Raw genomic sequence first — 11240 nt, 5'->3', positions numbered from 1 at the left:
GCCACTGGGAGCCATCCGCACCGATGGAAAAGAAAACCTACTGACAGCACTGGAGATAGCATCAACCTATAAAAATGACCAGGCTCTGGTGCCTGAAGTTTGTATCTATTTTCAAGATAAACTGTTTCGAGGCAACCGGACGACCAAATATAATGCCGAGCATTTTCGTGCATTTCGTTCCGATAATTATCCACCTTTAGCTGAGGTGGGGTTGCATATCAAATATAATTATCCGTATATTCGCTATACCACCTTAAATGGAACCTTTTCTGTGTCAAGGCGGATGGATAATAATGTGTCTCTTTTGAAAATATTTCCCGGTATCAACGAGAATGTGGTACGCTCGGTATTGGAAGCTCCGGGCCTGAGGGGAGTAGTTCTGGAAACCTATGGTTCGGGGAACGCCCCCACCAGCGAATGGTTTATGAAAGCTTTGAGAGATGCCATTGAACGAGGGGTCATTATAATAAATGTAACGCAGTGTCTGGCCGGAAATGTGGAAATGTGGCGTTACGAAACAGGCAGACATCTGCTCAATATAGGGGTGGTCAGTGGGCACGATATCACCACAGAAGCAGCCCTTGCCAAACTGATGTTTTTATTGGGGAACAGTGTTTCAATGGATGAGATTAAGAAAAAACTAAATAAATCTTTAAAAGGTGAGATAAAGCCGGTTGTGTCCTGAGTGACCGCTTGCTTGTGTGGCTTTGACACTTAGCGATTATTTTGTTCCGGTTTAGATTAGAAGTTTTTTGGGATGATTTTGGTTACTAAACTTGTAATTGACATTTTTTTTGTAATTTGCAACCCTGAAAAACGGGGAATACAAATTTAATTTTGAGATTCTATTAATTGATTCTAAATTTGTTCTCCATTTTCAGATAGAGAGAATGAATTATATTTGAGTATTAACAAACCAATACAAATCAAAATTTTTTACAGATTATGAAAAAGCTATTTGCGTTTTTGGCAGTTTTTGGGATGCTTAGCATGGGTGCATCATCCATTTATGCTCAGGAAGAAGAGCAGTCGGTAGCTGAAGAAACTACAACTGAACAGGTTGCAGAAGAGGAAGTTGCAGTAGAGGAAACAGTTGCTGCAGAACCGGCAGGAAGTGAAGAGCCCCAGGGAATTCACAAACAGATTAAAGCTAAATTTATTGAAGGTGGTGCTGTATTTATGAGTTTTGTACTTCTGGCACTTGTTTTTGGTTTGGCTATTGTAATTGAAAGAATCATTTATTTGAACCTTTCAACTACCAATACCAAGAAACTTCTTCAGAAAATTGAGGATGCGCTTAATGAAGGTGGTGTAGAGGCTGCTAAAGAGGTTTGTCGAAATACTCGCGGACCTGTTGCTTCTATCTTCTATCAGGGGCTGGATCGTTTCGATGAAGGTATTGAAGTGGTAGAGAAGTCTGTTGTTTCTTATGGTTCTGTTCAGATGGGACTTTTGGAAAAAGGACTTACCTGGGTTTCTTTGTTCATCGCTATCGCTCCTATGCTTGGTTTCATGGGTACAGTAATTGGTATGATCGATGCTTTCGACACCATTGCTGCTATGGGGGACGTTTCTGCTACGGCCGTTGCCAGTGGTATTAAAGTGGCCCTTATTACCACAGTGTCCGGTTTGATTGTGGCTATTATTCTTCAGATTTTTTACAACTACCTGGTTTCTAAAATCGACGGTATTGTAAACAACATGGAAGATGCCTCAATTTCATTGATGGACATTCTGGTTAAGTATAACATGAAAAAATAATTGTCATTATGGCTAAGCTTTCGAGATATTTGAATTATGTACTATTTCTTCTCCTGGCTGTAACATTGGTATTTGCAGGACTTTTCTACTTCGGAGGTGAAGTGGAAGATGCCGGTTATCCAATGTACACCGAGTCGTTTTTGAACTGGGGAAAGATATTGTTGTTGATTGGGGCAGCGGTTGCTATTCTTTTTGAAATTGCAAACTTGTTTTTGCATCCGCAAGCTGCTATCCGGACACTTATTTCAATTGCCCTTTTAGGGGTGATTGCTGTGGTTGCTTACAGCCTGGGAGATGGAACTCCTTTGCAATTGGTAAGCTATAAGGGATCCGATAATGTTCCCAGTATGTTAATTCTTGGGGATACATTCTTGTATTCTACTTATATCCTTATTGGTGGTGCTTTGGTTGCAATTCTGTTTACCGAAGTGTCCCGGATTTTTAAGTAACATGACTGAAGACAGGACTTTTTTAAGTCCTGTCAACTAAAAATATTTTAAATTTATGGGAAAAAGAGATGTTCAGGAAGTGAATGCAGGATCGATGGCCGATATTGCTTTCCTTTTGCTTATTTTCTTCCTTGTGACGACTACCATGGACACTGATTCCGGTTTGTCACGCATGCTTCCTCCCCCGGTGCCTGAAGATCAGGAAACACCACCGCCCATTAAAGACCGAAATGTGTTTGAGGTGCTTATCAATTCTCAAAACAGATTGTTGGTTGAAAATGAGCCCATGGAGTTGACAGAACTTCGCGATGCCGCCAAAGAGTTTATTCAAAACCCGATGGATGATGAGGGACTGCCTGAAAAGGAGGAAAAGCAAATTGAATATTTTGGCATTTATCCTGTGACTAAAGGAGTTATTTCGTTGCAGAGCGACCGCGGAACCCAGTATCAGATGTACCTTTCGGTACAAAACGAATTGGCTGCTGCGTACAATGAGCTTCGTGACGAATTGGCTCGTTCCAAGTTTGGTAAAAAGTATTCCGAACTTGAGGATGATAAACAGGATGCTATTGGTGATATCTATACACAAAAAATTTCCGAAGCTGAACCTAAAAACATAGGAGGGAAATAGTATGGCAATATTTAGAAAGAAAAAAGGTAGTGGTCAGCAGGCCATCAATACCGCCTCTCTTCCCGATATCGTTTTTATGCTGTTGTTCTTTTTTATGGTAACAACAACCATGAAAGAGGTAGCGCTGAAAGTTCAGTTGAAACAACCGGAAGCTACCGAGTTGAGCAAACTTGAGAAAAAATCACTGGTAACCTATGTTTATGTGGGCGTTCCTCAAAGACAATATCAGGCTACTTTTGGTTCTGAGCCGCGTGTGCAGCTCAACGATCAGTTTGCTACAGTGGACGATATTCGCAATTATATTGTGCAGGAGCGCGAATCGATGCGGGAGAGTGACAGGTCTAAAATGACGGTTTCGATTAAAGCCGATTTTGATACACCAATGGGTATCATCACTGAAGTTAAGCAAGCCCTGAGAAAAGCCCAGGCTCTTAAAATCAGTTACTCGGCCCGTCAGGTTAGTGAAGTACCGATGTAAATTCAGATTTTGAATTTTAGATATAACGGGGTTGGCATTGTCAATCCCGTTTTTTTGTCTCTTGCAGTATTGGCAATCTGTCAGGGTTTTACTAATTTAAGGGTTTCTTACGCATACTCCCTCTAATTCTCTGTTCATGGAACTAAATATTACCCACAGTCGTTTTTCCGAAACTGCATTTGACCAGTTGATGCAGAATCGGATTCATAAAGTTTTGTTGATTTGCAGCTCTTACGATGCTTTTATGCTCGAAGAAGATGGGCGCATTGACGAACAGCTTTTTAATGAATATGTTTCTTTGAGCCTACGGTATCCGCCACATTTCATTCAGGTTTCTTCGGCAGAGGAGGCATTTGCTGTGTTGAAAGAGGAACAAATCGATTTGGTTATTACCATGTTGAGTGTAGGAGGGATGGATCCTTTCTCCCTGTCAAGGAAAATTAAAGAGTCTTTTCCATTGGTGCCTATTGTTGTGCTTACTCCTTTTTCGCGTGAGGTTTCTTTACAGCTTAGCCGGGAAGATACCAGTGCCATAGATTATGTTTTCTGCTGGCTTGGGGATTCCAATTTGTTGCTTGCCATCATCAAACTTATTGAGGACGGGATGAATGCGGAACACGATATTGGCGAAGTTGGGGTTCAGAGTATTCTCCTAGTGGAGGATTCTGTCCGGTTTTATTCCAGTTATCTGCCATTGATCTATAAGATTGTTTTTAAGCAATCGAAGAAGTTTATGCATGAGGGACTGAACGAACACCAGATGATGATGCGTATGCGTGGACGTCCCAAGATTCTGCTCGCACGAACTTACGAAGAAGCAGAGGCCTTTTACGATAAATATCATTCCAATCTGTTGGGAGTCATCTCAGATGTTTCCTTTAATCATGACGGTGAGAAAGAAGTAGGAGCCGGAATTAAACTGGCACAAAAGGTCAAAAAAGGGAATCCTTATATGCCTTTTATGCTGCAGTCATCAGATGCAAAAATTGCTGAGGTTGCCAAGGAATTAAAGGTTGGATTTATACATAAGCATTCCAAGTTTCTTTTGCAGGAGCTTAAAGATTTTTTGAATACTTATCTGGCGTTTGGTGATTTTGTTTTTGTTGATCCAAAAACAGGTGCTGAAATTGGACGGGTAGGCAGTCTTAGAGAATTGCAAAATAAACTGATGGAACTGCCCGATGAGTCCCTTCACTACCATTTTAAACGCGACCATGTTTCCAAGTGGCTTACTGCCCGTGCATTATTTCCTATTGCAGATGTTGTTCGTGATTTGAAGGTAGATGACGATGTAAATATGAAAGCCCATAAGGAACGACTGGTTCGTTTGATCTCCGAATTCCGGAAAAGTAAAAGTAAGGGTATTATTGCCTCATTCGACCGAAAGAGGTATGATGAATATATGACTTTTTCGCGTATAGGGAAGGGGTCGGTCGGCGGCAAAGCCCGTGGACTCGCTTTTTTGAATGCCATTATCCAACGGCATTCAGAGTTGAATCAACATCCGGAAGTAAATATTATGATTCCCCGAACCATTGTATTGGGGATCGATGTATTTGAGAGCTTCATGGAGGAGAACGACTTATACTCTGTTGGACTTTCCGATAGGTCGGACGAGGAAATCCTCAAACGTTTTACCGAAGGAAATCTTCCTGCTCATTTGTATGAAGATCTTCTGCGGTTTGTTCAGGTGGTGAAACGTCCGGTTGCCATTCGTTCTTCAAGTGTTTTGGAGGATAGTCACTATCAGCCCTTTGCCGGAATTTATACTACCTATATGATTGCCCCATCCACCGACGACCAGATGGTGGTTCAGATTCTTGATGCCATAAAGTGTGTATATGCTTCGGTTTACTACAAGTCGAGTAAATCTTACATGGAGGGAACCATGAATCTGATTGATGAAGAGCGTATGGGGATTGTTCTTCAGGAGGTGGTTGGACAGCCTCATGAAAACAGGTTTTATCCAACCTTTTCGGGTGTTGCGCGCTCGGTAAACTTTTATCCCATTCCCCCCGAAAAAGCTGAAGACGGGGTAGTAAATGTTGCTTTAGGTTTGGGGCGTCAGATAGTGGAAGGGGGAGCTTCCCTAAGGTTTTCTCCCAGATATCCTGCCAAAGTTTTGCAGCTTTCATCCCCCGAGATGGTTGTACGCGAAACACAAAAGAGCTTTTTTGCCCTGAATCTGGATGCAACCAGTTTTGAACCTTCTGTTAACGATGGCATCAATATTTTGAAGGTCAATGTAGGTGATGCAGAAAAAGATGGCTCGCTTAAATGGCTTGCCTCGGTCTTTGATATGCAAAATCACATGATAAAGGATGGACTGATGGCTGACGGGCCGAGATTTATTACGTTTGCTAATATTTTGAAATACGATGCTTTCCCGTTGGCTGATATTGTGAATATGGTTCTACACCTCGGTCAGGATGAAATGAAACAGCCCGTGGAGATTGAGTTTGCGGTTGATCTTCAAACACCTGACGGGAAGCCGGTGTTTTATCTTCTTCAGGTTCGCCCCATTGTGGACACCAAAGATCCTTCGGGTCCCGATTTATCTGATTTTGAACCGGAGGACTGTCTTATTTACTCCAAATCGGCACTGGGAAATGGAGTGGTTAGCGACGTTCAGGATATTGTGTATGTTAAGCCCGAAACGTTTAAACCGTCTCTGAACCCTGATATTGCCCGGCATATTGAAAAAATCAATGACAAACTTCAGAAGGAAGGGCGCCCTTATTTACTGATCGGCCCGGGCCGGTGGGGATCCCAGGATCCCTGGCTTGGTGTGCCTGTCCGGTGGGGGCAGATTGCCGGAGCCAGAACCATTGTGGAAATGGGATTGGAAAATTATCATGTTGAACCGAGTCAGGGAACCCATTTTTTTCAGAATCTGACTTCATTAAGGGTTGGATACCTAACTATTAATCCACATATCGGTGAAGGCAGTATTAACCTGGACTTGTTGAATAACCATGAGGCAGAAGAGGAAACTGAATATGTCAGGCACGTGAAATGTGCTAAACCGTTTTCCACAATGATTGATGGAAAAAATAATGAGGGGGTAGTGGTTTTTAGTGAATAAAAATTTTGGAATGGTATTAACCGCGGCCATTTCCGATTGTTCCGCAAATGGCCCCGGTCCAATTCGCTAAAATCCGTAGGGGGGATGGCTCTTAGCTCGTAGCTCATGGCTCTTAGCTCGTAGCTGAAATTGCGTTTACAAATCAAAAATCTTATACGCTACAGAGAATGTCAGGTTGTTGTTAACTCTTTTCAGTTCGGTGGATGAATCCCCCAGCCCCCATGAATAGCGAACATCCAGATTTACTTTTCCAATTTCCAGACCACCGCCGGCCTGGAAACTCCACTGGGCATTCTTCATATTCTCAGAAGCAGAATCATAGTTGTTGATGTCTCCCCATTTGTTCTCTTCGCTTGCCACAAAAGAAGCCATGGGGCCACCTACGCCGTAAATGTTGAAGACTTTCAGGTCAATAAGTTTCAGGTGAGCCAGCAAGGGAATGTCCCAGGTGTGGTATTCTGTATTGACGGTGTTGTTGAACTCTCCGCTGAAATTGGTTTCGCCACCTTTCTTCACGTACAATATTTCAGGCTGAAAGGAGAGGTTGTTGATCAGTTTTATCCGGGCAAAAGCCCCCAGCATCAGGCCGCCCTTGGCTTCATCCTTGGCGTCCGAGAAGGTGTATTCCTGCTCTCCGGATATGATGGTCCCGGCATTGTCGGTTCTGAACTTCGATGAGTTGTAACCGGCTTTTATACCCAGAGCAAATCTGCCTTGGGCAACGGTGGAAAACATAAATGCAGTTCCGATGAGCATCATGCTTAATAGAAAGATCTTCTTTTTCATAATTCTGTTTTTTAAAGATTTTGTATCTATTAGTGAGTATGGTTTAAAAAGGTATTTTTTTTAACCGAGACTTTGAAAATTCTTGATTCGGGGTTGACTTGGTGTTGGTGATGCTTTTAAGAAACCAGCGACATAGGGCTTGACGCTAAAGTTGATTTTAATCCCAAACCCCATTAGCTTTAACAAAATAACAGGCCTGATTGTTGATGTTTGATTGCTCTCAGGTTCCCGAATGTTGAGTGGGTGTTTCGCAACATGTTTGCGTATGGGCTTAGGCTTTCATGCAGGAATTTTTACTATAGAAACACCAGCAATTTGGGTGCCAGAATTGGGTTCTGACCTGTTTTGCTTGCATTCTCAGTCCTAAAATGATTACCTTCAACATTTGATGATTCGCGGTTATTAATGACAAAGTTGATGAAAAATTTTCTGTTGGTTTTTTTCTCTCTTTTTGTGCTGTTTAGTTTAGGAGCAGGCGCGGTTGATGAAGAAAAAGGAGTAACTGTCAGCGGGTATGTAAAGGATGCCACCAATGGTGAAATGCTGGTGGGGGCTACGGTTGTTGTAAAAGGAACCCGCAATGGTACAGTGACGAATGTTTATGGCTTTTTTTCTCTTGAACTTCCACCAGATGCAAATATCCTGCAATTTGGTTTTTTAGGGTATGAAGTAGAAGAGATAACTTTTTCAACCGACCGACAAATAACTGTGGAGATGACTCCGCAATCTGAGCATCTTGAGGAGGTTGTGGTTAAAGGAGAGGAGAGTGCAGCATCGGATCGTTTTCCTTTGTTGGGTCTGGAACGGATGGAACCTGCGTCAATGGGGCGTATGCCGGTACTGATGGGCGAAACTGACCCTATGAAAGCTATTCAGATGCTGCCCGGCGTGTCGCCAACCAGCGAAGGCTCTTCTAATTTTACCGTCAGAGGCGGAAACCCCGATCAGAATTTATTGCTTATGGATGAAGCTATTGTCTATAATGCTGGCCATCTGCTGGGATTTTTTTCTGTCTTTAACAATGATGCCATCAAGTATATTGAGTTGTACAAAGGTGATTTTCCTGCATCCGAGGGTGGTCGGTTGTCATCGGTACTCGATGTTCATACACGCGATGGAAATATGAAGAAGTTTGAGGGTTCTGCAGGCATCGGATTAATTTCAAGCCGCCTTAATCTGGAAGGACCACTGATAAAAGACAAAGTTTCTTTTCTGATTACCGGACGACGCACTTATGCAGATCTGTTTCTGCCCCTGGCCAAAGATGAAGAGTTACACGACAATCAGCTTTATTTCTATGATACCAACTTGAAGGTTAACTGGATTGCAGGAGATAAAAACCGGTTTTTTCTGAGTGCCTATCTGGGACGCGATGTGTTCGAAGACGAGTTGGCAAGGCTTGATTTTGGGAACCGCACTTTCTCTTTCCGTTGGAACCGTATTCTTTCGCCGTCGTTGTTTGCCAATTTTAGTCTGGTTAGGAGTCGCTACGACTATTTTCTGGGAACTTCAGAGAGTGAAATCGATGACATGGAATGGGTATCAGAATTTAATGATTATATGTTCGGGGCTGATTTTTCCTGGTTTGCTTCTCCGGAAAACACTTTGCGATTTGGTGCCAGAACAATTTTTCATCAGATTGATCCCGGCGTGGTTAAAGGACCTGACGAAAACTCCCTTCTGAAGGAAATTGAATTGCCCCGCAACAACTCCCTGGAGCATGGCTTGTATGTGAGTCACAGCAGTGTAGTTGCACCCTGGTTGAATATCAGAGTGGGGCTCAGGTATTCTCTTTTTCAAAATGTGGGACCTGGAAAGAGTTTTCAGTTTGATGACAATTATGAGGTGACAGATACGGTACATTATATTTCAGGAGACATTTATAATTTTTATCAAGGACTGGAGCCACGTGCCGGGATTTCCGTGTTTTTGTCCCCGAGGTTGACGGCAAAACTCAGTTACAGCAAAACGCGGCAATACATACAGCTGGCTAGTAATTCTACCTCTTCCACCCCCCTGGATGTATGGTTTCCGGCATCGCCTAATGTGGAGCCTCAGACTTCCGATCAGGTTTCGCTTGGCTTTTTCCGGAAATCCAGAAACGGGATTTTTGAGCATAGTTTGGAGGTTTTTAATAAATGGATGCAAAATACCATTGACTTCAAAGACCATCCTGACCTGCTGCTCAACGAATCCATTGAGGGGGAGGTGAGAGCCGGAAATGCCTGGGCAAGAGGGTTTGAACTGATGACAAAATGGAATACCACCCGTTTTTCTGGGTGGATAGGTTATACTTTTTTGAAATCGGAACGTGTTGCCCCCGGAATTAACGAAGGCAGACCTTTTCTATCGCCTTACGACCATACGCACGATATTTCCGTTTTTGCTGATTATCGGCTCACCCCGCGTGTGTCATTTTCAGGTAATTGGGTGTATTACACCGGTTCGCCCGTTACCATGCCGGTTGGGAGATACGAAGTGGGGGGAGAAATTGTACCATTGTATTCAGAACGTAACGGCGAAAGAATGCCCGATTATCACCGAATGGATTTTTCATGCATTCTTCACAGTAAAAAGGGACGGGGAAAAGGAGGAGAGTGGATTTTCTCTTTGTACAATGTTTACGGCAGAAAAAATACCTGGGCCATCAATTTTGTCAACGATGAAGAGTCGAGATATCGCATCAGAGCAGAAAAAACTTATCTTTTTTCAGTGGTGCCATCCATCTCTTATTCGTTTAAGTTTTAGGAAGAAATATGTTTTCAAAAGATCGTTAAAAATGTCTGAACGGAAAATCGCGGTGGCGTGAAAGGATTGGTTTTTGATGGTCGACAGGTTAATTTAAGGTTAGAAGATATAGATTACGTGATTTGCCAAGCCACTTAAAATCTAACGATATATGGTTATGATTAAGTTGAAAAAAATACTATACTACATTTTTTGGGTTTTGGTTGTCATACTTCCATTGGGATGTACAGAATACATTGATTTGGAGTTGGAAACTGCCAGCCAAAGACTAGTGGTGGATGGTGTCATTACAAATGAGAGACAGATGCAATATCTTCGGCTCTCAAAGTCGGTCCCATTTATGACCGATACCATTTCTCCGCCCGTAACCGGGGCCACGGTGTTGCTGTCGGATGGATACAACGTTGAACAACTGAGAGAAGCAAATGAGATGCCAGGGTATTATCTGACGCAGAATGGTTTTAGCGGAAATCCGGGAAACCGTTATGAGCTGACTATTTCAGCGGTGGACATTAACGAAGACGGACAAACGGAAACCTATGGGGCGGTGTCGGTTATGCCTGGGGTTACAGCGCCTGATTCTATTGATATGATGTATGATGATACATGGAAGGTATGGAAGATATTGCTTTATGCCGATGATCCTCCCGCGACTGAAGATTTTTATCTGTTTCGTATGTTGGTAAATGGCACTTTAATATCGGAGAGTATCTCGGAATTTAACGTGGTGAGTGACCGTTTTTTTGATAATGGCAAAGCCGAAGGGGTATGGGTTCAATCTATCAATGCCGGGGAAGGAACAGAACCATTGAAAGAGGGCGATGTGGTGACTCTTCAGATGTGTGGCATTACCGAAACATATTTCAATTTCGTGGAAGGGGTACAGCGTGAAGGCCGCGGACAATATCCTTTGTTCAGTGGGCCTCCTGCCAATGTAACCGGCAATATCAGTAATGGGGGACTTGGATTTTTTACTGCATTTTCGGTCTCTTATGCTAATTTCGTAATTAGCGCTGACTTTTTGGAGGAACAGAGATAAATTGCTCTTCCAAAAAGACAAGGTTTTGTTTATATCCTCCTGAAGTGTAACGGTATTTACCCCAGTCGAACTTCACCTCCCTGGCCGATGCAACCCAACAGCCAACAACCAAGAGCTACGAGCCAAGAGCCAACAGCTACGAGCCAAGAGCCAACAGCTACGAGCCAACAGCCAACAACCAAGAGCTACGAGCCAAGAGCCAACAGCTAACAGCTACGAGCCAACAGCCAACAACCAAGAGCTACGAGCCAAGAGCCAACAGC

At 43.0% G+C, this 11240-nt stretch carries 9 protein-coding genes; 8 read left to right on the top strand and 1 reads right to left on the bottom strand.

Annotated features, from left to right (window positions below):
* The 6 genes from QZZ43_RS12825 to QZZ43_RS12800 form a co-directional block, all read left to right on the top strand.
* On the top strand, positions 1-685 hold a 685-nt coding region (locus QZZ43_RS12825), incomplete at its 5' end, for an asparaginase domain-containing protein (protein WP_291859976.1).
* A 260-nt stretch (positions 686-945) separates the two neighbouring features.
* The gene (locus QZZ43_RS12820; RefSeq protein ID WP_291859973.1) at positions 946-1761 is read left to right on the top strand and encodes a MotA/TolQ/ExbB proton channel family protein; all 816 of its coding nucleotides are present in this window, start codon (positions 946-948) and stop codon (positions 1759-1761) included.
* Positions 1762-1769: 8 nt separating this feature from the next.
* Positions 1770-2210, top strand: coding sequence for a hypothetical protein (locus QZZ43_RS12815; RefSeq protein ID WP_291859970.1), 441 nt, complete (start codon positions 1770-1772; stop codon positions 2208-2210).
* A gap of 55 nt (positions 2211-2265) precedes the next feature.
* Positions 2266-2841, top strand: a complete 576-nt coding sequence (locus tag QZZ43_RS12810) for a biopolymer transporter ExbD (protein ID WP_291859967.1) — start codon at positions 2266-2268, stop codon at positions 2839-2841.
* Between the two features lies 1 nt (position 2842).
* Positions 2843-3319: a biopolymer transporter ExbD gene (locus tag QZZ43_RS12805; protein ID WP_291859964.1), complete on the top strand. Its 477-nt coding sequence runs from the start codon at positions 2843-2845 to the stop codon at positions 3317-3319.
* Positions 3320-3455: 136 nt separating this feature from the next.
* Positions 3456-6404, top strand: a complete 2949-nt coding sequence (locus QZZ43_RS12800) for a PEP/pyruvate-binding domain-containing protein (protein ID WP_291859961.1) — start codon at positions 3456-3458, stop codon at positions 6402-6404.
* A 135-nt stretch (positions 6405-6539) separates the two neighbouring features.
* On the opposite strand, the gene QZZ43_RS12795 is transcribed toward QZZ43_RS12800, so the two are convergent.
* A complete protein-coding gene (locus QZZ43_RS12795; RefSeq protein ID WP_291859958.1) occupies positions 6540-7190 on the bottom strand; it encodes a porin family protein in 651 nt (216 codons plus the stop codon).
* Positions 7191-7607: 417 nt separating this feature from the next.
* Between QZZ43_RS12795 and QZZ43_RS12790 the strand changes: the two genes are divergently transcribed.
* Both QZZ43_RS12790 and QZZ43_RS12785 read left to right on the top strand, forming a co-directional pair.
* Positions 7608-9938, top strand: coding sequence for a carboxypeptidase-like regulatory domain-containing protein (locus tag QZZ43_RS12790; RefSeq protein ID WP_291859956.1), 2331 nt, complete (start codon positions 7608-7610; stop codon positions 9936-9938).
* A 151-nt stretch (positions 9939-10089) separates the two neighbouring features.
* Positions 10090-10977: a DUF4249 domain-containing protein gene (locus QZZ43_RS12785; protein ID WP_291859953.1), complete on the top strand. Its 888-nt coding sequence runs from the start codon at positions 10090-10092 to the stop codon at positions 10975-10977.
* Positions 10978-11240 lie beyond the last annotated feature (263 nt).

Source organism: Marinilabilia sp. (genome assembly GCF_016278715.1).
GTDB lineage: Bacteria > Bacteroidota > Bacteroidia > Bacteroidales > Marinilabiliaceae > Marinilabilia.
The sequence above is the reverse complement of the archived record's forward strand: the minus strand, read 5'-3'. Positions and strand labels throughout refer to the sequence as shown.

Bases quoted from the DNA above. Each gene is read 5' to 3' on its own strand.
- QZZ43_RS12810 (WP_291859967.1), top strand. From the start codon at position 2,266: ATGGGAAAAAGAGATGTTCAGGAAGTGAATGCAGGATCGATGGCCGAT.
- QZZ43_RS12815 (WP_291859970.1), top strand. From the start codon at position 1,770: ATGGCTAAGCTTTCGAGATATTTGAATTATGTACTATTTCTTCTCCTG.
- QZZ43_RS12805 (WP_291859964.1), top strand. From the start codon at position 2,843: ATGGCAATATTTAGAAAGAAAAAAGGTAGTGGTCAGCAGGCCATCAAT.
- QZZ43_RS12785 (WP_291859953.1), top strand. From the start codon at position 10,090: ATGGTTATGATTAAGTTGAAAAAAATACTATACTACATTTTTTGGGTT.
- QZZ43_RS12800 (WP_291859961.1), top strand. From the start codon at position 3,456: ATGGAACTAAATATTACCCACAGTCGTTTTTCCGAAACTGCATTTGAC.
- QZZ43_RS12820 (WP_291859973.1), top strand. From the start codon at position 946: ATGAAAAAGCTATTTGCGTTTTTGGCAGTTTTTGGGATGCTTAGCATG.
- QZZ43_RS12795 (WP_291859958.1), bottom strand. From the start codon at position 7,190: ATGAAAAAGAAGATCTTTCTATTAAGCATGATGCTCATCGGAACTGCA.
- QZZ43_RS12790 (WP_291859956.1), top strand. From the start codon at position 7,608: ATGAAAAATTTTCTGTTGGTTTTTTTCTCTCTTTTTGTGCTGTTTAGT.